The sequence below is a fragment of the Cerasicoccus arenae genome (genome assembly GCF_014651635.1).
In the GTDB taxonomy this organism is placed as follows: Bacteria; Verrucomicrobiota; Verrucomicrobiia; order Opitutales; family Cerasicoccaceae; genus Cerasicoccus; species Cerasicoccus arenae.
Map to the genome: position 1 here is coordinate 164,299 of NZ_BMXG01000006.1, position 21,134 is coordinate 185,432.

A 21,134-nucleotide genomic window follows, 5' to 3' on the forward strand; every position below is an offset into this window, starting at 1 on the left:
AAAAAGGGGTGGATTGATTGACTCGCTGATTCAGTCATTAGCTGGGTCAAGAGTAAGCCGAGCGTCGGTTAAACCCTGTCTCTGGGCACAACAACGGCGTAGTTGGCAGGCAACTACGCCGTGTTTTCGGCAAAAGAATTGTTGGGTGATGTTTACGCAGGGATGCCAGCTGGCGCAGCCCCGGGCAGGCCGTCATTATCGTCATCTTCCTCTGCCTTCTTACCCTTGACCGGAGGTTTTTCCTCGGCAGGTTCTTCGCTGGGCGGGGAGATGTTGTTAATGACGGGTGAGCGGATTTCCCCGAATTTTAGAATCTCATGAACGTGCTTGCCTTCGATGGTCTCGAATTCCAGCAGAGCTTCACCGATCGTTTCCAACTGTTTGCGGTATTCCTCGACGATCTGCGCAGCGCGCTTGTATTGCGTGTTCAGGATCTTCTGAATTTCGTAGTCGATCTTGCGCGCGGTTTCTTCGGAATAATTCTGGTTCCGGGTAATTTCTTTGGCCAAGAAAATATGGTCTTGGTTGTCGCCGAGAGCCACCGGGCCGATGTCGCTCATGCCCCAGTCACAGACCATTTGGCGGGCAATTTGCGTCGCCTGCTTGATGTCACTGGAGGCACCGTTGGAGAAGTCGCCGGTTTCGAGTTCTTCCCCAATACGGCCCGCCATGGCAGAGCAAATCATATTGAGCAAATCGTTTTTGGAATGCCCAAGGATTTCCTTGATCGGCGTGTACATTGCCATACCGAGTGCGCGACCACGCGGAAGAATGGTTACCTTGTGCAGCTCGACATTTTTGTCCTTGAGGACGGCTTGCACGAGGGCGTGCCCTGCTTCGTGGAATGCGATTGAGCGCTTGTCCGCCTCATCCATGACCTTGCGGCGCTCGCGGCCGTAGGCAATTTTGTCGCGCGCCTCTTCGATGTCAGCAGAGTCGACTTCAGACTTATCACGACGGGCAGCCACCAAGGCACCTTCATTAAGCAGGTTGGCAAGGTCGGCACCTGAAAAACCAGCGGTGCTGCGGGCGACGCGGGTCATGTCAACATCGCGGCTCATCTTAATCTTCTTGGCGTGAACCTTGAGGATTTCTTCGCGGCCACGGAGGTCGGGCAGGTCGATCAACACTTGGCGGTCGAAACGGCCAGGGCGAAGGAGCGCCTTGTCGAGCACGTCGGGGCGGTTTGTTGCCGCGATGATGATGACGCCTTCGTGGCCGTCAAAGCCATCCATCTCAACCAGCAGCGAGTTGAGCGTTTGTTCGCGCTCGTCGTTGCCACCACCGAGACCGGCACCACGTTGGCGACCAACGGCGTCGATTTCGTCAATAAAGACAATACAAGGGGCGTTTTTGCGGCCTTGCTCAAACATGTCGCGGACACGGGCAGCGCCTACGCCAACAAACATTTCCACGAAATCCGAGCCGCTAATGGAAAAGAAAGGCACGTCTGCTTCGCCAGCAACTGCCTTAGCAAGAAGCGTTTTACCAGTGCCGGGAGGGCCAACCATCAGCACGCCCTTGGGCACTTTACCACCGATCTTCTGGAATTTCTTGGGATCGCGGAGGAAGTCCACCACTTCGGCAACTTCTTCCTTGGCCTCATCACAACCAGCCACGTCCTTGAAGAGGAAACGGTCCTTGTCGCGGGTAAGCAGCTTGGCGCGGCTCTTGCCGAAGGACATTGCACCCTTGCCGGCCATCTTGAGCTGGCGCACAAACAGGAAGTAAATCAGGCCAATGATGATCAGGAAGGGTAGCAGGTTGACGAGGATTTCCATCATCACCGTGCTCGCTGGCTTCGGGAAAACTTTATAAGGTGCGTCTGGCCGGGTCAGTTGGTCGTAGGACTCATCCGTCAGACGACCAGCACACGTAAATGGAAGGAGCTCAGGATTATCTGTCTGTTGTGGGATTTTATCGACCTTGGAAGAGGTTGACGTCGACTCGCTTTTCGCTTCGGCGTCTGCTTTGGTTGGCTCTGGTGCCTTATAGTCAGGGTTTTTCAGCTTACCCCACATGGCATACCACTGCGGGCCGCCGCTGGGGTCAGACTTTAAATACAGCTCTGCCAACTCGCCAGAATCTGCTTTTTTCATCAACTCGGTCACGGTCAGGTTCTCGGAACCTGTCGGTTGGCCGGGTGACAGCTTCCAAAGCATCACGATCGCTGAAATGACCACCAGCCAGATGATGATCATTTTTGGATGAAATGATCCTGGTGGCGGATTTTTTGTCGCGTCGTCGCGGTTGTCGTCTTTATCGCTCATTATTAGGTAAAAAGAAAGTTAATCATCCGTTAGAATGCTCGGTAAGTCAACCACAGAGCCGATTTGCATTCAGAACCTACCCGGCAGGACTCGCTGGGTGGCAATCCAGGGACCCAAAGTATGTCCCCGCCGCCATCACAGACCACTGGAAGCCGTTTTCGTTCCCTTTCGGGGATTTTGCGGTCGGTAAAACAATCCTGCAGTTTGCGCGAGCCGGGACAGCCGAGCGGTCGGTAACGATCACCGGGTTGCCAGAGACGGACTTGTAGTTGCATGGCTTCGGCGACTGCGCCGCCTAGGTAGACGCTTTCGGTCTCCGGAAAATTTCCTGCGCGAATGGCTGTCCGGAGCGTTGGGTTAAGTTTAGCAGTGCGGAGCTGGAGCCAACGGCGGGCTGGCAAGGCCAAGGCGCTGTCTAAGGTCAAGGTGTGGGGCGTCCAACTGGGCGCGCGGTGGTCGACGATTAATTTGATCACGCCCCGGTCGTCGGCGACGAGAAAACGCGCGTGCCCAATGCTGAAGCGGAGCGGGGCCAGCTCGATCCAGTTATCCAGCAGGTCATCCAATCCATTGGCGGACAAATTTTGGAGTAAATCCTGTCGAGCCAGCCAGCGCAGGAGGGCCCGGCGCCAAAGGGCGCGTGGTTTCCCGCGTAGTGTGAGGGAGCTGAGTGTGTCTTCTTGGGTATCGGCGGGGAAAACGGTTTCCAGCCAAAGGTCGAGTGCTTCGGCATCTTCTTCCAGAAGTTGTCGAGTGCGGGTCGTACCGGCTAAGGCAGTGCCGGGGCTGGCTGCGCTCAGCACTGGCCAAACCTGATGCCGCACGCGGTTGCGGAAAAAGTTGGTTGAGTGGTTGGTCGCGTCCTCCCGCCACTCAATGCCGATTGTGCGGAGGCCTTCCTCGATGAGAGCACGGGGCCAGTTCAGCATGGGCCGAATGTGGACGGGGCTCTTGCTGGTTGGTTGGCTAACGGGCCGTGGCGCGGCGAGGCCCTCCGTCCCGGACCCACGGCAGATGCGCATGAGCAGGGTTTCGGCAATGTCGTTGGCGTGCTGGCCCAGACAGATGAACGAGCAGCCGGATTCGGCAAAAAAATTCAGACGGGCGTTGCGGAGTTCATTTTCGCCAACGTTGGCGTCGGGCGCGGGTGGGGCAGCTTGGCCGGCGTGAAACGCTAAGCCCAATGCTTGGGCAACTTCGCGCACGAATTCAGCATCGGCTGCCGCCGCTTCTCCACGTACTCCGTGATTAAAGTGCAAGACACGCAATTGGCTACGGCGCTTGGGGTAGCGAGCCCACAGAAGCAGTAGCAGGGCGAGGGAGTCTGCCCCACCCGAGCAGGCAACGCCCCAGCTCACAGCGAATTGATTGAGCACGTGGGTGGTAGCGGGGTGCAGGGATTCTGTTTGCCAGTGTTCCGCTAGCCGCTGGGCCTGTTGATACCAATCGGGCACGATCTTCAAACTATACACGAATACAGGATGCGCGCCGCAAAAAGTGACGCTTCGCAGTGGTTTGGCGAAAATTTAACAAGCTGGCTTGCCAGCGGGTGGTGCTTAGTCGGCTGCCAAATCGAGCAATTCCTTGTCCCGGGCTGCCCGAACGGCGTCCACAATGGCGATGCCAACGAGGTCCATGCCAGCTAGTTGTTGGAAGCGGCTTTCAAACTCATCACGCTCTTCTTCGGTGAAAATCTTACGCTGGAGCCGGCAGGCCAAGACCAGAGCGAGTAAAGCGGCTTCTTCAGGCGCGGGGATGGCTTCCGGGTCCAAAACGAGGTCGCGGATCTGTTTAACCACGTCTTGGCGGAGGCGATCGTCAGCCTGTGGATAGATGGGGGAGTCGCGGCGGATGAAGAATATCTTATCCTTACGGTCCAGCACTTCTTCGTCTACCAAATGCTCTAAGGTTTTACTAACCAATAGCTTGCCTTGTAGGGCGAGGCGTCCAATCGCTTTGCGAAATGGGATTTCTTTGTCCCCTTCGCGCACGACTTGGAGCGCGGAGTTGAGCAGCGGCCGTTGCGGGTACTGTTCCTTAAGAATGATGATGCTGTTTGCGTCAGAATCGATGACATTGCGGAAAGTCAGCTCCAGAAGGAAGGCACCAGCCAAGCCAATCTCCAGCGACTTGCGCGGAAGGGCGTGAAATTTCCCCGTTTTGGGGTCCAGGGCGAGGATGATTAACTGCTCGGCAAATGTCATGGAGGCAGTGAAGCGGTTTTCGGGCAGCGCGGAAAGACAAAATCCATTTCATCGATACTAAATGAATAATGCAGTTCTTACTTGCCTGTTGTCATTAAATATCTCATACATGCCCTGTTTTTACTGAGAAAAAGCGTCCGGACCAACATCTTCGGGGGCGGCTTTTCAGTTAAGACTGGGCGTTTAGCCCGCAGTGAACTTGGTTCGGGGCGCCGGAATCCAGTTCGTTATCCTCCGGCGCTGAACAAGAAAAGAATTAAGACAGTGGACATATACGTTGGGAACATTCCCTACGATCTATCTGACGAAGAGCTGATGAGCCTTTTTGGCCCACACGGCGAAGTTACGTCAGCTAAAGTCATCATCGACCGCGAAACCGGTCGTTCCAAGGGCTTCGCATTCGTCACCATGACGAATGAAGACGAAGCAAACGCAGCAGTGGAGGCCGTAAATGGAGTAGACATCGGCGGCCGGCCTGCAAAGGTCAACATCGCGCGTCCGCGTGAAGAACGACCTCCTCGTCGCGACTTCGGTGGCGGCGGTGGCGGCGGTCGCAGCTTCGGCGGCGGCGGCGGCGGCGGTCGTAGCTTCGGCGGCGGCGGCGGCGGTGGTCGCGGCGGCTTCGGCGGCGGCGGTGATCGTCGTGGCGGCGGTGGCGGCGGTCGCGATCGTCGTCCTTACTAATCCCCTTGGGCTTACTCCAGCTCAAGTAGCTGTTTACGAGGCGGACAGCCGTTTAAAAGGCTGATCCGCCAATCCATCATTTCAGGAATAACGCCGGCCACACTGGTCGGCGTTAATTGCGTACACATTTCTGCAGGGCCTTGACCAAGAATTCCCGTGTTTGGTCATCAATCAGCCCGTCCGCCCGCTCCGTTCAAGACGGCCCTGGGCAAAATCGCGGCTCACTCATAGCGGAACTCGCCGCTGAACAGGTCGGTGTCCTCTACAATGGGGCCGTGCGATGTATCGATGAACTGAGCTTCTTTGCTCAGGAGCTGGGTGTAGAGCTCGGGGCGACGATCCTTTAAATAGTGATAGGCTGGGGCAGGGTGGGTGCGGCCATAGTAGGCCGGGACGCAGTCCGCGACCAGCAGCGTATCCTGCTCATTGTGTGCGGCGACGAGGATTTCGCCGTGGGGCGAGCAGACCATCGAGTTGCCCCGATAATGCCAGGAATCGCCGTCGCGCGTCTCATAGCCGCAGCGATTCACATAGGCGAAGAACAGATTGTTAGAGTAGGCGTGCGCGGGGAATTGCACTTTGGCCACGTCGGGGTAGGGGACTGCGCTCATACGGCCGTCTGGCAGCCGGTAAAAGGTGTCCGCCGCCGTGGGGCCGGCAATGAGCTTGGCACCTTTCAACGCGAGAATGCGCATCAGCTCGGGGAACTCGCACTCGTAGCAATTGACCACGCCAACCGGGAAATCGTGGATGCGGTGGACGGGGTAATCGCTGTCGCCAACGTCCCAATTGTCGCGCTCCTGCTGGCCGTAAAGGTGGCACTTCTGGTAGCTGTCAAGTAGCTTGCCATGTTCGTCGATCACGGCGATCGAGTCGTAATAATACGCGCGATCCGGGCGGTCGATGCGTTCACCGTAGGAGACGACGATCCCCATCTTCGCGGCCTTGGCAAGCTCGCGGATACGGGTGATGCTCGGTCCGTCGCTGGTCTCGGCGGTCGCGTGTGCCGTCTCGGGATTGTGCGTGTAGCCCTGTAAATAAAGCTCCGGAAACGAGATCAACTGCGCACCATATTGCTTGGCCTTATCCACGGCCATTTCGAGGCGGCGGAGGTTGGCGTCCGTCGCATCGTCGCCGCACGCGCCTTGCGCCTGATAAATCGCCAATCGGATGCCTGCGCCACGCTTGGGCAGCTCATCATAGATCGACGTGCGGACTTGGAGTTTGCGGTACGATGCCTCGACGGTTGGTCCGTGGTTCGGCGTGCCGTCGTTGACGAGGAAACTGGATACATCGGGCATAAGTGAGCGTGCAGGCGTTAATTTACCTTCGTTTTGGATGAGGTAATGTTGTCGACGACGCCATCACGGTCAAAGCCGATGAGGGTCTTTTCTGCAATTGTGGAGTTGTCTTCCTTCCGGGTGTCCTGGTTGTAAATCCAGATTTCCTCGCCAGAGCCTTCGTCAAAGATTTGCAGCGTGGTCGTATAGTAGGCCTTGCCATCGGGCTGGCCCATTTCGCGGATGACGTCGTTGTGGGCGGATGACTGACGGTTGATGCGCTTGCGGCCGCCAAGATTACGTGTGCCCAGATCGCCCTCGTAAGTCGCGCTATAGTAGTAGCCGTTGAGCTTCTCGTCGACGAACTCCAAAGTCATTAAGCGGGCACCGGAGTCCTGTGGGCGGGCGCTGTTAATCTCGACGAAAATGTATTGGAATAGCGTGAAATCGTTGAAGTCGTTGGTGACTTCTTTTTCCACCTTAGGCTCGCCGAACATTTCGAGAGCCTGCTGCTTAGTCGTCTGTCCAAGCTGAAGCGAATTGACGTGCGCGAAGTTGAAGTTGCGGCCCTTGGTCGTTACGCAACCCACCAAAATAGTGAGCAGACTAAGGCTAAGCATTCCCATTAACCAGTGCTTGTTCATGGGACGCAATTTGGCACCCGTTCGAGGACCCGTCGATCTTTTCTTCCAATTAGCACAAGTGCGCCGTGCCCCCCTAACAGGGCACAGCATTGCCCCACCGCCAACAGGATGAAACGGCACCGGGGCAGGTTCATTCTTTGCCGCCGAAAAGTGTATTTTGCCGCCGCCACAATAGGCAGCCAAAAGGTTGCGAAAACCCGGTCTGTGCGGATGACGAATCGCCAAACTTTGCTGTAGTTTCCATTTTTAGGCCCATTTTTCCCAAAAAAGAGCATAAAAGTATCAGTTTTGTTTTCGAGGAATTCGCGGCTAAATCGACGGAATCGCTGACCACAATTGGGCTGGAAGACGTTTTTGGAGAAAAAACCGCGTTTACCCCCCCTTCGCACCAAAAACTACTCCCAGATTCCTTGAGCAAGGAGTTGCTTGGTGGCAGCTTCGGCCCACCCGCGATTGGCTGCTGGACTGGCCGGACTGGGGTGGAGGACCTTGCCGACTTGGTGCGGCTGGTCCCAATTGAGGTCCTTGAGCTTTTGCTCCGCAAAGCCACCCACACCCACTAACCATGCGGGCTGTAGGGCGTCCAAGGCGGCGCGTAGGTGCGCATCACAGGCGGCGTAAAGCGCGTTCGTAGCCTCGGCCTTGAACTTGTCCGGGGTCAGATTACGGCACTTGCCATCGGCCCCATCCAGGAAGAGCAAAGGGCAATAATTAAGCACATAATGCTCGGCAAAAAAGTCATCCGCCGCCCCAAAGCGCTCCATCATAAGCCCCCACAAACGGCGCCCGCTAACCTCGCTTTTGGGACAGGCAAAGCCGTCTACAGGCCGCTTGGGGTGCTCGATTGGGGGCTTGCCCACAGGTGCCTCAATGCCCATCCAGTCACGCACTGCGGCCACTTCACCAAAGGGGGCACCGGTCTGCGCCATGCCGAAAGGGCCGGGATTCATGCCCATCAACACAACGCGTTTTTTCGTCGCCCCAAAGCGCTGAATATACTGTTTATGCGGCTTCCAGGCGTAGTTGAGGGGATTGTAAACGTGCGTTACCGGGGCCTCAAAAGTGATTTGGTCGACGGAATCGCGCAGTGCGATCGCGGCATTTTCCAGTTGTTTGACGATGGTCATGGTCACATGTTGATCGCCATGCGAATGTTGGCGATGGTAGGAATGTTGTGGACGGGCAGCCTGCTGGCAGCAGCAAAGCTGACCTCGATGGGTGATGCCCCAGACTGGTCACGGCTCGATGAATATCAAGCCCAAGTCACCGCCAGTGATTTTCGTTGGCTGCTCGACAGCCATTTTGCCCCTGATGACGCCGCTAAGGACTGGATTACGATCGAGCCCGGTCAGGCCTTAATCAAGCGAGACGCAGGCGATGAAGCCCCTGCCGTGCTCAAATTCCGTGCCTTTGAGGAGACGCCTCCCCCCGTGGGCCGCTACTGGCGAACCCGCACCGAATGGGCCGCTGACAAGGCTGAACTGCCGCTGGCAGGCTTGAAAATCGCGCTCGATCCCGGCCACATTGGCGGCGATTTTGCAGTAATGGAGTTCCGCAGTTGGAAGGTCGGCGATGGGCCTTTGTTTCGCGAAGGAGACTTCGTGCTAGCGGTCGCTCAAAGCTTGAAACCTAGGCTGGAAGCCCTTGGCGCGGTGGTCACGCTGGTTCGCGACACACCTGCCCCGGTGACCACAGATACGCCCGAGAGCCTCCGCCCAGTTGCCGCTGAACTCATCGCCGAACGCGAGCTGACACCCGGCTTAGAGATCGACGTGAAGGACCTTCAGCGGCGTATTGATGCACTCGCCCGGCTGCTTTTTTACCGCGTTAGTGAGATCAAGGCTCGCGCCGAGCGGGTCAATGAATCCATCCAGCCGGACATTGTTATTTGCCTCCATGTGGACGGCGCATCCTTGCCAGAGGGCGTCGAATTGGCGGATTTCGGGCACGCGCATTTTCTGATCAATGGGGCCTACAGCGCAGATGAGATCAGCTATGACGACCAACGCTTGGCCATGCTGGAGAAACTCCTCAGTGGGTCTTGGCGTGAAGAGCGCGGATTGGCCGCAGCAATGTCTGAGAGCTTCGCCGCCGTCAATCCACTGCCTCCCTATGTTTACACCGGAGACAACGCTATACGTATCAATGAGAACCCTTATCTGTGGGCGCGAAACTTGATGGCTAACCGCCTGTATGCCTGCCCAACGGTATTCCTCGAGCCTTACGTGGCCAATACCAAGGAATTCTATGGGCGTTTTACCAAGTCGCCAGCAGGCTTAGTCGATGAGTATGCCGATGCGGTCGCAGTTGCGTTAACGACCTTCTATGGCGAGTAATAATGGTTGTGAGCCTTAGGGGGGGGCTGTCCGGATCATTAGCGCATTTCGTTGTTGTTCTAAGGCCGAGTGAGCACACAAGATACGGCCACAATGTCGATAAATACGAAACCACTTACATTTCCTAAAAATTTCATTTGGGGTTACGCTGCAGCCGCTGCTCAAATTGAGGGCGCGGCCTTCACGGACGGCAAGGGCTGGTCTATATGGGACACATTTGCCCGCGAGCCAGGTAAAGTACACAATGGCGATACCCTCGACGTCGCCTGCAATCACTATAAGCTGTTTAAAAAGGATTTCGCTTTGATGGCGAAGCTTGGCGCGAAGAACTACCGGCTCTCTATTTCTTGGCCTCGCATCTATCCCAATGGTACTGGTGAGATCAATCAAAAGGGCGTGGACTTCTACAATCGCCTAATCGACGCCTGCATTGATGCGGGCATCACGCCTTGGGTCACGATGTTCCACTGGGACTTACCGCAGCAGCTCGAAACGGACTTTGGCGGCTGGCGTGATCGACGCACTGCTGACGCCTTTGCGACTTATGCCGACACGATTGTGCAGGCCTATGGCGATCGCGTGAAAAATTGGATTACGCTCAACGAAATTGTTTGTTTTACCCGACTTGGTTACGGTAACGGCCAGAAGGCTCCGGGTCTCAAGTTGTCCGATCAAGTGGTTAATCAGACTTTTCACACGGCCCTGCTTGCGCATGGTCATGGTATTCGTGCGGTACGGGAGTTTGGCGGAAAGGGTGCCCGCGTCGGGTTGACGGATAACTCGGAAATTTACATTCCGCTGACCGAAACCCCTGCGGACATCGAGGCGGCAAAGCAGGCTTTTGTGACTGCTAACGCTCGGGTGCTTGAGCCGATCTATCGCGGCAAGTATTCGTCCGAATATCTTCGCGAGGCGGGTAGTGATGCGCCGGTGTTTGAGCCAGGTGATTTGGAGCACATCAGCCGCCCAACAGACTTCCTTGGGATGAATGTCTACAACGGACAGTTCGTGCGTGCAGGCAAGCGGGGACGGCCTGAAGTGCTGCCCTATCCGCCCTCATTTCCTACGGCAGATGCGGCGTGGTTGCGTCATACTCCGCAGGCTCTTTACTGGGGGCCACGTTCCGTAGCCGAGATCTACGGGGTGAAGGCTGTTTACATTACGGAGAACGGCGCTGGTTACTTTGATGAACCTGAAGAAAATGGCGAAGTGCTCGACTTGCATCGTCGTGATTATGTGCGCAATTATCTGTGCGAGCTTCATCGCAGCATCCGTGATGGTGTGCCCGTCAAAGGCTACTTCCTGTGGTCGTTTATGGACAACTACGAATGGGAAGATGGCTATCGCTGCCGCTTTGGCGTTGTTTACACCGACTATGCCACTCAGAAACGCACGCCCAAAGCGAGCGCGCACTGGTATACTGAGGTAATGAAGCAGAACGCGATTGTTTAACGGGGGGGAGTGAACTCAGCCCGTTTCTTCATTTGCACGATAGATTCGTTCGCGCATTTTTCCCTGAGCGTCGATGGTTTCAATCCATGAGATCATCGACGTTTCCGTTGTGGCCTGAAACACGGATTCGATGGATTTACGGTCCACATGGACCTCGTCCAATACGCCGTTATCCTGAATAAAGCGTATGCGATAAGCGGCTTCGTCGTTGGTCAATGGCCTTAGCCGAAACGTCGTTTTATCGGTTTTGCCCGCCCGCTTTTTCTTCGGATGTGCCTTGGGCGATGACCCTGTTACCACGGGTTCGGGTGGCGGGGGAAACGGATAAGTATCGCCGAATATCGTTTTAATCTGTGACTCGAGTTCATGCACACGCACATAGGCCGCCTCCCGCTGTAGCAGGAGGTGTTCGACTTGGATGCGTTTCTGTGTGGTTAACGCCATGCGTGTAACTCGAAAGAGGGCGAATTAAGACTCGCTGGATTCCTTGTCTGATTCTGGTTCGGACTTGGGCTCGGCGTCGGTCTTTGGTTCGTCAGTGGTCACTTCGACTACCGGCTGTGGCTTTGGCTTCGGTGCGGGTGCTTTCTTAGGTTTTGGCAGCGCTGTAAAGCTTGCAACAGGCAGTTCGGGTTCAGGGAACGGGAATTCATCATCGTCATCGAGGAGCGCATCAATCTGGGTTTCCAGTTCCGCAATCTTGCGATAGGCCTCGGCGCGTTCTGCCAAGAGGCTGTCGATTTGCTCACGTGCCTCGAGCGCCGCCCGGATGGTTTCGGCATCGGCACCCAGAATGATTGCATTCCGGTTCAGCTGGGTGAGTTTCGTTGGTTTTTTCGCCATAGTTTTTATTCGTTAATGGATTTCGTGTTTCGCTATAAATTGGCTGTGCTGGACGGTTCGGAATCAATGCCGTTTACGATGGCGGTCAGTTCGTTGAGGCATTGCTGGATCTTCGCCTTGGGGACGTGGTCTTCTTCATCTACCGGTGGCGGCGTGACTTCGTAGGCCAGCGTGCGCACAAAGTCTGCGGGGTCATCGCGTAAGTGATTCCTCGCTTTGGCCGGCAGCAATTGAGAAGACGCGGCGAGGGCGCGGATCGACGGTGATGCATGCTGAGCCAGGGCTTCCGCTAAGCTAGGTCGTAGCCAGCTTGCCGAGCGTCGGCAGGCGGCCATGTGAGCTAGTGCAGTGGCGGAAAGGCGTTCATTGGCTAGGTATTGTAAGACTTCTTCCGGCGTTTCCTGATGGCTTGCCAAGGCCGCTGTTACGCTTGCGTGATTCATCCAGGCCAGCTCAAGAAAAAGCGCGGGCGGCATGGCTGGATTATCCAGTAAGGACAGGCAAGCAGATGTGTCTTCGCCGGTGACAAAGAACTCGGCCATTTCGGGCCAGATTGCGGGATTCGCAGCTAGGGCATTGCGGATGTCCGTTTCGGGGTCCTGCGCAAGCTCGTGCTGCAGACCGGGGGGAATGCCTTGGTGCGCGGCAACGAACTCGCGGTCTTCATTGGTCTCGGAACGGCTTAGGTACAGCAATTCGATTTCATCGAGCTCTCGATGCATACGCACAGCTTTGCGGACGGATGCATGAGGCGAGAATAGCAGCGTGCGCAAGATTTTTTTCGGGAGCGACGTACGTGTTAGCAGGGCAATTTGAATTTCCTCACGATCGCTGTCTGCCCAAAAGAGAAGGACGTCGTCGGGAGCTGCAACGGAGGCAACCAACGTGCAGCGGACCAGCGGACTGGGGTCGGCGGAAAGCGCGATGAGCAAGTCGGGGTGCAGGCTCTTGTTATGGACTAGCTCCAAGCGGACGGAGGCGTCTCCCCGTGCAGCGAGAACAGCCTGCGATTTGAGCTTCAAGGCAGGATTGGCCGCAAGGGAACGCCAGAGACGCTGATCTTTTTCCGTGAGGATGCTATCGGCATCTCGCGGCGGAAGGTTTGGATTGGTGAGAGCAGCGGCGCGGACCGATGACTCATCGTGCTGAACGAGGATCGAAAGGGCACCAGGAGGAGTGCGTGGGTTTTGCGCCAACGGAATTAATACGCTGGAAGGATAGTCAGCCTGGTGGGCACCTATTTCTTCTAATAAACTGCTAGGCGTGAGCGCATAAGATGTCAGGAAAATCCAAGCTTCCTCGGGCGGATTCTCCTGACTGATAGTACGTAGCAATTGGCTGGAGATTGGAGGCTTACGAAAGCGCCGCGCAATTGCCTGAGGACCATGCTCATGAATGAGAGCGAGGAGCTCGTTCGTTGTTTGCGGAAGCTGCATCACCGTGGCAATTCACTGGGGGTGACAAAGACTTCGCGGGGGGAACTGCCCACCTGTGGGCCGATATGGCCACGGACTTCTAGCTCTTCCACCAACGTGGCGGCGCGGTTATAACCGATCTTAAGCTTTCGCTGCAAAAAGCTGGTACTGGCTTTGCCTGTCGTCGCGACAATGGCGAGGGCATCCATGAGGAGCGAGTCCGCGCCTTCGTTTTGGTCGCCATCGTCTTCTCCACTTCCGCCTGGGGCGTCTTCTGCGGCTAGTTCAACACGATAGCGTGGCGGGGCTTGTTCGCGCAGATGGTCGGTGATGCGGAGGATTTCGTCGTCGTCGACAAATGGACTTTGCAGGCGTTTCAGGCGCGACTGGCCTGGCGGCGTATAAAGCATGTCACCTTTGCCTTGCAGGGTTTCCGCGCCTTTACCATCCAAGATGGTACGGCTGTCAATTTGTGAAGATACCTTGAACGCGACGCGTGTAGGGAAGTTTGCCTTAATGACGCCGGTAATGACGTTTACGCTGGGGCGTTGCGTTGCGAGGATCGCATGAATGCCAACGGCGCGCGACATTTGGGCCAAACGGGCCAGAGGCGTTTCTACGTCGTCTTTGGCGGTCATCATCAGGTCAGCCATTTCGTCAATGATGAGCACGATAAATGGCATGGGCGCAAAGCCTTCGGCCCGGGCTTTTTCGTTATAACCCGCAAGGTTCCGGACCCGACGTTCGGCCATGATTTCATAGCGGGTCTCCATTTCTCGAACGAGCCACTTGAGTGCTTGGCAGGCTTGCTTAGCGTCATCTACCACTGGATGAATCAGATGGGGAAGCCCGCGATACATTGCAAACTCGACTCGCTTAGGGTCGACGAGAACCAGCTCCAACTCGCCCGGTTTGAACCGATAGAGGAGGGACAAGACAATGTTGTTAATGCAGACTGATTTACCACTGCCGGTCGAGCCCGCGATCAAAAGATGTGGTGCCTTGGCCAAGTCGCAAAGCTGTATTTGACCGGAGATATCCATGCCGAGCACGACGGGTAAGGAGGCAGTGCTCTCGTGCCAAGTGGCAGACATCATTGCTTCACGCAGTGCGATTGTGCGGCTACGTGGGTTGGGTGCCTCGACGCCGACGTAAGGCTCACCCGGGATAGGTGCCTGAATGCGAACTGCATTCGCCTTGAGGGCAAGCGCGATGTTGTTGTCCAATCCGGCAATGGTTTCCACCCGCACGCCATAGCCGGGCTTTACGCGGTACTGGGTGACGCGTGGGCCGACGGTGGCGTCACAGACTAAGGCGTCGACGGCGAAATTATCAAAGGTTTCCTGTAAGCGTTCGCGTTGCTCGGTTAGCTCTTCTTCGCTCATCGAAGCGTCATCATAGTCATCGGATGTGCGTAAGAATTCCAGAGAGGGGGGGGTATAGCTGTCTAAATCGCCACTGCGATAGCCTTCGATCGGTTCGACGGTGTTCGTCGTTGAAGGGGGGGGGGCGGTATCGGGCTCAGGTGTGCTTTCTTCGATGACTGGCAAGTCGTCTTGTTGAGGCATCATCAGCACGGCTTCAATGCGGTAATGGCTCTCGGCCATTCGCTTGGCGTGCATTTTCTTGCGTTGTTCCCGCGCAGCAATGCGTTCAGCTAGCACTTCATTCCAGTCCGCGATTTTCTCCCATTCATGAGCCCATATCGATTCGCGGTCTTCGATGGGGTCATTCGGCTCTGCTTGTTCAGTAGCTACTGCAATTTTTTGCGAAGGAACAACTTCGTCAGGAGGCATTTTTTTTGCCTCTGGAGGGGGGGCAATTTCGGGGTCAATTCCTTCATCTCGGGCAAAAGAGGTCACCCACTGCTTGAGGCGATCAGTGAGCTTGGATTGACTGAGTGAACCGGTGAATGAACGAAACATTTTAGAATCAACCAAAGCGGTCGAGGAAGCCGACATTAGCCAATTCTCGCAAGCACCTTCTTGTTAAATATTTCTTTAATGGCAGTATTGCCTGGTGGGATTGCACGCGAGCAAACCAATTGCGCAACATCTACTGACGACGTTTCAATGGGCATGCATGAAAAATGCCGCCATACCGCCAAGGTGGGGTGCGATTGGCATCAATAGCAACGCCTTGCGATGTAGAGCCCGCAAGGCGTTGCTTAAAAAGTGCTGCTAGTCGTTGGCAGCGGCGTAATGGGATGCCCTTGCATCCCGGTGGTCTTAATTTCTTTAGTTAGAAATATTTGTGAGGACGGTAGTGATGTAATTGGAACGGTTGCGATTCTCGTTCTCTGCTAATACATCAATACGGTTCACTAGGTCCTGTGGGAGGCTGATCGAGATTTGGGTTTTTCCTTTTGCTCGAATGGTCTTCTTTTCGGATTTTTTTCGCTTATTCATTGATGTTATTTGTTTTGTATTGTTTTAAGTGGTCTTTACTTGATAATTAGGCATTAATATCTCGGATCGTTAGTATGTCAAATAAAAAATTCATAATAAAGCAATACAATTGAGGGGCTTTGATGGTTTGCTCTGTAATAGTGAAATTTTATCTATGAAGGTAATAACTCAAGAAAATGTATACACGGGGCATATCAATTCGTTATTTATCTGGGGTCCGTGAGGCCTTTGAATACAAAATATTCTCGGGTTCGAAGGGGTATAGTCGGAGGTTTTTTTTTGATTATGGTAAACGTTCCTTAAATACCGTTATTCCATATTTAGAAAATGTGGAAGAGTGGCTAGGGCTAATCATACCTAGTGACCGTGAGCGTTATTTGCTGAATCTTGAGCGCGCTGACGAAGTGGACCACTTGGTGACCGCTTATCGAATCAATTTAAATGGTGCCCCCGAGCAGTGGGTTGTTGATTACGGCAGGTGTGATGAGGAATTGGATTCGTTGGTTTCTGGAACTATCTTGATTTTGGATACGCTTGATGATGCTGCCCGTTTAATGAAACGTTTTATAGTATAGATCCATTTTATTTCGTTAATGACGAACGAAGGATCGAATCTCATTTAGGACATTTTTTGCCTCTGTGGAATTATAGTCATTGATGCAGTCTTGAAGTTTAAGAAAGCTTTTTGACGCATCTGGGTTCTGTAGGATTAGTAACGATGGGGTTAATTGATGGAGCAGTGAACTGATCTCTTCTTGATTAATTTCACCTAGTTTTAATTCTATTCTGTCACAAAAGTCGTTGACTGTTGCCCAGAGCTCCTCGGTTAATTCCTGTAATTTGGCTGAGTCGTTGCCGGCCATGTATTTAAGGGCATTCCATTCTGAATTACTCTCCTTTTTCTTGGTTGGCTCCAGCGATTTAGAGTGAATTGCTGACATTAGTTGCAGCGGGCTAAAGGGCTTGGGAACAAACTCGTTGACGCCTGCTTCCATGATGCTGCCTCGATGCTCATCTTCGACGTGTGCGCTCATCGCAATAATAGGCACGGTTTTGCCGTTGGGTAGTTGGCGAATTGCTCTCGCTAATTCGATACCGCTTATGCCTGGGAGATTGATGTCGAGGAGAACGAAGTCCCATGATTCATTATTCCATTGTGCGAGGGCTGCTTCGCCGGAAGAAACTGTCGTTGCGATGACCCCCATTTTTTCAAGTATGCCCTGAATGACGATTTGGTTGTAGTGCTCATCTTCGACAACTAAGACATGGGCGTTGGTTAATGATTGTTCGAAATCGGCCTCAACCGGTTCATCGGTTGGAATGGATTCTGGGTCCAACTTTATTGGAATCTCGACAGAAAAGCAGGTTCCTTCTGGGCCAGTGGATAGCAGATCAAGTTTTCCATTCAGCAGTTTGGTCAAGCGGTCGGCAATGTTTAGGCCAAGTCCGATTCCTTTGTTTACGTTGCTGGTGTTTGAAGCTTGGTGAAATTGGTCGAAAATTTTCTGGCGATCATCATCCGGAATTCCGCGACCAGTGTCTTGCACGAGAAAGGTGAGGGTAAGGGCATCATCTGAATCGTTCTGAGAATATTGTGCAGAGACGGCAACCTCTCCCGTGTCGGTGAACTTTATCGCATTGGTGGTCAGATTAAAAAGGATTTGTTTAAGCTTACCCGCATCGCCGCACAGGCTTGGGCAGGTAGGCTTGGGGCGCTCAATTCGGAGTGTGAGGCCTTTTTCTTGGGCAAGCCGTCGATGGAGTGACTCCAGTTCATCGAGTAATACATCCAGTTTGAAGGTTACTACGACCATTCGTAGATGGCCGTTTTCGATCGCAGCGAAATCGAGCATGCCGTCTAGAAGTATCTTCAATTGCTCGGCAGTAGAAAGCAGGTGGCCCAGGCGTTTGTCTCCGGCGTAGGCTTGCTCTTCCATCATGAGGTGTGCCAGTCCGACGATGCCATTCATCGGATTGCGTATTTCGTGGCTGACTTGCGCAAGAAAGCGGTTTTTGGAGGTGTTTGCCAGTGCCAGTTTGACGTTCGTTTTCTCGAGTTCAATCGTGCGGGTTCGCACGGCATTTTCCAGAGCTAGATTTGCCATCCTAAGCCGTTGGGTTCTCCAATGAATGAACGCGTAGATGGCTCCCGAGCCTGCGATGATAAAGGCGATGTATGCGCCGATGGTGCGGTACCAGGGAGGGAGAACCGTAAACTGATATCTGGAAATCGGGCTGTATGGACGACCCTCAATGATGGCTTGGACCTCAAAGACATAAATGCCTTCCTGTAAGTTGGTATATTCCTTGAGGATTGCTGGGTAGGGGTCGCTCCAGTTTTCGCCTAATCCACGAAGCCGGGTTCTGAATTTAACGGACTCATCGCCATAGTATGGAAGGGCAAACTCAAAGCTGCATTCTTTGACTGGAAAGCTCACGTCATGGTTGGCGCTTTGCTTGGCTGGCCCATTGCCATTGGAAAACATGGTGGAAGAAATAATTGGCGCGCTGAGTGGCTTGGGCTTTTGCTCTAAGAGTTGGTCTCGGACAATGCCTCCATTGCCGCCGAACCATGCGATTTGTTTCTCATCCTCAATGAGTAGGCCATGAATCGACCCCAGCACATTGAGGCCCAGTGATGGAATTCGCTGATATTGCGGTTCGTCCTCGTTTGCAGGCCAAGTGATTTTAACCAATTCCCTGCGGACAACTCCAACCGATTGCAGTGTGAGCCAGTACGCATCGTCAGTGGAGAAGAAATTAATGGAGTATGGGTCCAGTCCTAATTCGGCGGGGGTGTTTCTTATCCGCTTCCATTGTCCATTGCGTGGATTGCGCTGGAAGCATCCATCGTTTGTGATGGCAATGATACCGCCGCCTGCGAAACCGCTGGTGTAGGCCCACATAAAAGGGGCTCCGGTTTCGGGGTTCAGAATAGTATCGTAGTGTGGCTCATATGCATTGTCGAAGAGTGCATCTCGTTTAACGTACAGTAGGCCGGTATCGACTGAACCAAGATAAATACCTCCATCATTATCGAAGGCCATCGTCCACATGATACCAGGAAAGCTATTCTTTCGCATAACCTCCAAAATACCCTGATTCCATTTTGCGATTAGAATTTCTTTGAAACTGGACAGGTAAATGACTTCCGAAGTCGGATCACTTTGTGCGTATACAATGTCCTGCGTCGTCTCCAATATGGTGCGGGTACCTTCGGGGTCGGCAGCGATTACGCCGTTTTGATAGCAAAAAAGTGGGCCTTGGCTATGGTGGAGGCCATGCCAGATGTTTTGGCTGTTTTCTCCAATTTTCACCCATTCATAGTTATTGAATGTGGTATTTTGGCTTAAGCGGTAGACTCCCATGATCGTGCCGCAATATAGCTCGTCGTCCCATTTAACAAAGCTGTAAACGATGTCGGGGATTTCGTCATGGGCGGTGCTGAACATCGTCCACGAATTTTCCATGTTAATGCAGCTAATGCCATTTTCGTGACATGCCCATAAATTGCCGTCACGGTCTTGGAACAGGCTGAACACGGTATCGCTCAGTAGGCCTTGCTGTTTGCCAATTTGGCCTGCGAGGCGGCCATCTGGATGCATTAACAATATGCCGTGGGTATGGGTGCCCACTGCAATGTCCCCATTGTTCAGTTGGACAATCTGATAGGCAATCGAGTCGGTTAGGTAGGAATCCAGCTCAGTTGGGAAATTCGTCCACACGTCGGATTCAAATGAATAGAATCCGCTTCGAAATGTGCCATAAAGCCTTGGCTGACTGGATTTAGAAATAAAATTAATCGCGTCACCATTGATCGCTTCGTTGCTGATCAATGGAATATATTCTCCACCAACTTCTTCTAGGACGCCAGCTCCGCGTTGGCTGACTAATACGCTGTCTTGTGCTTGGTAGAGCGTCAGTCGCCGAGGTGTTGTTAGGTGCTCTACCTCGATTTTTACCCCATCCCAGCGGATCAGGTGCTGCTCGGCTACGAAGTAAATGACATCGTTGATTTTACTTATTTGCCAGATGTCTCCGGGCATCAGGGAGTTGTCAGGGAGCTGATCGATGAGAGAGTGATATTTGACGACCTTGCTTCCGCTTACTTCAAAAAAGCCAAATTCATTGGTGCCCGCGGCCCAAATGACACCATCATCGGTGAGGATTGACTGGAATGTCGCGCCAATTGGGTAGACTGTCCAGTGGGCCCCGTCAAATTGGAGCAGCCCCCGGTGGTTGGCAAAGTACATTTGCCCGTAAGAATCTTGTGCAGCCAGCCAGTTTCTTCCGTCAGCATCATAATCCTCTGGCCCGTAGGTCTTTAGCGGAGGGGTCCCGATCATTTCAGCGAGACCTGTGCCCAGCATCAAGAAATATAACCCCGCAATAAATAGGGATAACCTTACTTTGTTGAGGGATGGTCCTCTGCTATGATGAATCAGTAATCGCACCACTAGATTATATAAACAGATAATCCATAAACAAGGTAGATATAAATGAAAAAGTTATTCCGCACAGTATTATTCACAGTGAAATACAATTGTGGCGTTCGGTCAAAACCAAGCATGCCCACATTGGAAACAAAAGCCCCGCCTACTTATCCAACGGAAGTATAACTGATTCAACTACCATTACTGCTAGCGGCGCCGCTGTCCAACCGGGCAGCGGCGCTTGCTCTATCTCACGCACATGAATTTAGCTCCCATTAAATTTCGAGACATCTTGGTGGCGGATGGCGGCCCGATCCGGACGGTCGACATTGGGAGTGAAATGTTTCTGGGCCGAGAGCATTACAGTGCTCACGCCTACCTGCGCGACGATCTTCGAACCCGTCGCACGATGCACACGATACCGGATATGCCCGATGGCGTCGGTTCGGGCAAGGATCCTTCTACCGCTCATTTTCGTGCGGTGTCAGAAGCTTTAGAGAGGTGGGCCTTTCGGCACTGTTCCTTGGATGATCGCTCGCATTTTGAATACGGTTTTGACTATGATCCGACTACAAATGGCATGGCGGCCTATCCAGGCTTGTTTGACAGCGCTGCACGAATGTCCGCGCGTCGCGAAGCCATTGAGCGCCATTGCCTGATTCTTTGGTGGGAGGGCTTTCTAGGGATCACCAGCATTGCTGACCCTTTTGAGGGCGTTCGCGCTGTTCGCATTGATAATCCATTTTCCGACGATGTCGTTGTCCTGCTTTGGCAGTTTGTCGACGAGCGATTTTACACTTATGGATTCGGCTTGGGGGCCTCGGTTGACAAGGCCTGTTGGCGTGCAGGTATTGAGCTTAGCCGCACTGCAGGCATCGTAAAAACCTACTACGAATTCAATAATTGCCCTGATCGGCGGACAATTGAGGAGCTTGATCACCCTTTTGAGCGGAGAATCCTATATTTCAGCCGACCAGAAGGCTTCTTGGATGTCATTAAAAAAATGGAATCCAGCCCCCAGCATGAGCCACCGCAAACTCCTTTGGTGATCGTTGACCGCAAGCTTGTTGGCCCTTGGAGCAAGTATGCGACGGTTTGGAGAGTGGTTATTGAACAGCCAAGTCGTGAATTTGCAGGTAAAAACGCGGATTATTTCTTCTGGTGA

Annotated in this window: 17 protein-coding genes; 5 read left to right on the forward strand and 12 right to left on the reverse strand. The window is 53.7% G+C overall.

From position 1 onward, the window contains the following. Nucleotides 1-152: 152 nt before the first annotated feature. The 3 genes from ftsH to IE065_RS06605 all read right to left on the reverse strand — a co-directional run bounded on the left by ftsH (nt 153) and on the right by IE065_RS06605 (nt 4,474). Nucleotides 153-2,270, reverse strand: a complete 2,118-nt coding sequence (gene ftsH / locus IE065_RS06595) for an ATP-dependent zinc metalloprotease FtsH (protein ID WP_189513130.1) — start codon at nt 2,268-2,270, stop codon at nt 153-155. A gap of 29 nt (nt 2,271-2,299) precedes the next feature. After that, nucleotides 2,300-3,742 carry a tRNA lysidine(34) synthetase TilS gene (tilS, locus tag IE065_RS06600; protein WP_189513132.1) on the reverse strand — a complete coding sequence of 481 codons (1,443 nt, stop codon included), beginning with the start codon at nt 3,740-3,742 and terminating at the stop codon, nt 2,300-2,302. An 84-nt stretch (nt 3,743-3,826) separates the two neighbouring features. Continuing rightward, a complete protein-coding gene (locus IE065_RS06605; RefSeq protein ID WP_189513134.1) occupies nt 3,827-4,474 on the reverse strand; it encodes a GOLPH3/VPS74 family protein in 648 nt (215 codons plus the stop codon). A 264-nt stretch (nt 4,475-4,738) separates the two neighbouring features. On the opposite strand from IE065_RS06605, the gene IE065_RS06610 reads away from it, so the two are divergent. Further along, nucleotides 4,739-5,158 carry an RNA recognition motif domain-containing protein gene (locus IE065_RS06610; RefSeq protein ID WP_200163320.1) on the forward strand — a complete coding sequence of 140 codons (420 nt, stop codon included), beginning with the start codon at nt 4,739-4,741 and terminating at the stop codon, nt 5,156-5,158. A gap of 221 nt (nt 5,159-5,379) precedes the next feature. On the opposite strand, the gene IE065_RS06615 is transcribed toward IE065_RS06610, so the two are convergent. From IE065_RS06615 to IE065_RS06625, 3 genes are all read right to left on the reverse strand, one after another. Further along, nucleotides 5,380-6,459 (reverse strand): nitrilase-related carbon-nitrogen hydrolase, encoded by a 1,080-nt coding sequence (locus IE065_RS06615; protein WP_189513136.1) that lies wholly within the window; start codon nt 6,457-6,459, stop codon nt 5,380-5,382. A 17-nt stretch (nt 6,460-6,476) separates the two neighbouring features. Next, complete coding sequence (locus IE065_RS06620; protein WP_189513138.1) at nt 6,477-7,082, reverse strand: hypothetical protein; 606 nt, start codon at nt 7,080-7,082, stop codon at nt 6,477-6,479. 395 nt (nt 7,083-7,477) lie between these two features. Beyond that, nucleotides 7,478-8,209: a uracil-DNA glycosylase family protein gene (locus tag IE065_RS06625; RefSeq protein WP_189513140.1), complete on the reverse strand. Its 732-nt coding sequence runs from the start codon at nt 8,207-8,209 to the stop codon at nt 7,478-7,480. A 6-nt stretch (nt 8,210-8,215) separates the two neighbouring features. On the opposite strand from IE065_RS06625, the gene IE065_RS06630 reads away from it, so the two are divergent. Both IE065_RS06630 and IE065_RS06635 read left to right on the forward strand, forming a co-directional pair. After that, the gene (locus IE065_RS06630; RefSeq protein WP_189513142.1) at nt 8,216-9,418 is read left to right on the forward strand and encodes an N-acetylmuramoyl-L-alanine amidase; all 1,203 of its coding nucleotides are present in this window, start codon (nt 8,216-8,218) and stop codon (nt 9,416-9,418) included. Between the two features lie 93 nt (nt 9,419-9,511). Then, nucleotides 9,512-10,870, forward strand: a complete 1,359-nt coding sequence (locus IE065_RS06635; protein WP_189513144.1) for a GH1 family beta-glucosidase — start codon at nt 9,512-9,514, stop codon at nt 10,868-10,870. A gap of 15 nt (nt 10,871-10,885) precedes the next feature. Here the strand turns inward: IE065_RS06635 and IE065_RS06640 are convergent, their stop codons facing one another. From IE065_RS06640 to IE065_RS06660, 5 genes are all read right to left on the reverse strand, one after another. Continuing rightward, a complete protein-coding gene (locus tag IE065_RS06640; protein ID WP_189513146.1) occupies nt 10,886-11,314 on the reverse strand; it encodes a hypothetical protein in 429 nt (142 codons plus the stop codon). A gap of 24 nt (nt 11,315-11,338) precedes the next feature. Further along, the gene (locus IE065_RS06645) at nt 11,339-11,713 is read right to left on the reverse strand and encodes a hypothetical protein (protein WP_189513148.1); all 375 of its coding nucleotides are present in this window, start codon (nt 11,711-11,713) and stop codon (nt 11,339-11,341) included. 32 nt (nt 11,714-11,745) lie between these two features. Next, nucleotides 11,746-13,149: a hypothetical protein gene (locus IE065_RS06650; RefSeq protein ID WP_189513150.1), complete on the reverse strand. Its 1,404-nt coding sequence runs from the start codon at nt 13,147-13,149 to the stop codon at nt 11,746-11,748. After that, nucleotides 13,149-15,053, reverse strand: coding sequence for a DNA translocase FtsK (locus IE065_RS06655; protein WP_200163321.1), 1,905 nt, complete (start codon nt 15,051-15,053; stop codon nt 13,149-13,151). The genes IE065_RS06650 and IE065_RS06655 overlap by 1 nt, the downstream gene beginning before the upstream one ends. A 312-nt stretch (nt 15,054-15,365) precedes the next feature. Then, the gene (locus tag IE065_RS06660; protein WP_189513151.1) at nt 15,366-15,536 is read right to left on the reverse strand and encodes a ribbon-helix-helix protein, CopG family; all 171 of its coding nucleotides are present in this window, start codon (nt 15,534-15,536) and stop codon (nt 15,366-15,368) included. A gap of 176 nt (nt 15,537-15,712) precedes the next feature. Here IE065_RS06660 and IE065_RS06665 point away from each other — a divergent pair, with 176 nt between their 5' ends. Continuing rightward, nucleotides 15,713-16,111, forward strand: coding sequence for a hypothetical protein (locus tag IE065_RS06665; RefSeq protein ID WP_189513153.1), 399 nt, complete (start codon nt 15,713-15,715; stop codon nt 16,109-16,111). A gap of 15 nt (nt 16,112-16,126) precedes the next feature. Here the strand turns inward: IE065_RS06665 and IE065_RS06670 are convergent, their stop codons facing one another. Then, nucleotides 16,127-19,882, reverse strand: a complete 3,756-nt coding sequence (locus IE065_RS06670) for a hybrid sensor histidine kinase/response regulator (RefSeq protein WP_189513155.1) — start codon at nt 19,880-19,882, stop codon at nt 16,127-16,129. A gap of 346 nt (nt 19,883-20,228) precedes the next feature. Here IE065_RS06670 and IE065_RS06675 point away from each other — a divergent pair, with 346 nt between their 5' ends. Further along, complete coding sequence (locus IE065_RS06675; RefSeq protein WP_189513157.1) at nt 20,229-21,134, forward strand: hypothetical protein; 906 nt, start codon at nt 20,229-20,231, stop codon at nt 21,132-21,134.